Annotated in this window: 1 protein-coding gene; it reads right to left on the minus strand. The window is 77.2% G+C overall.

Annotated features, from left to right (window positions below; translation table 11 throughout):
• The coding region (locus E9549_RS22925) for a rhodanese-like domain-containing protein (RefSeq protein ID WP_236828903.1) at positions 1 to 404 on the minus strand (404 nt) is incomplete at both ends.

The following is a 404-nucleotide window of genomic DNA, read 5'->3' on the forward strand; positions in this document are numbered from 1 at the left end:
CCGGTGACCCTGCTCGGCGAGACCGCCGAGGACGTGGCGGAGGCCCAGCGGGAGCTGGTCCGGGTCGGCATCGACCGGCCGGCCGCGATGGCCACCGGCCCGGTCGGGACCTCGTCGAGGCGCTCGAGCACCTCGTGGATCGGGATGTGCAGCGAACCGGCGACGTGCCGCTCGGCGCGCTCCTGGTTGCGCCGCACGTCGAGCACGACGGGGCTGCGGCCGGCGGTGAACTCGGCGGCGAGGTCGGCGAAGGTGGCGGTGCGGTAGGCCCGCAGCGGCCCGCCGCCGGACCAGTCCTCGACCGTGCCGGTGGCCATCGCGGCCGGCCGGTCGATGCCGACCCGGACCAGCTCCCGCTGGGCCTCCGCCACGTCCTCGGCGGTCTCGCCGAGCAGGGTCACCGG

Source organism: Blastococcus sp. MG754426, from assembly GCF_021699055.1.
In the GTDB taxonomy this organism is placed as follows: domain Bacteria; phylum Actinomycetota; class Actinomycetes; order Mycobacteriales; family Geodermatophilaceae; genus Blastococcus.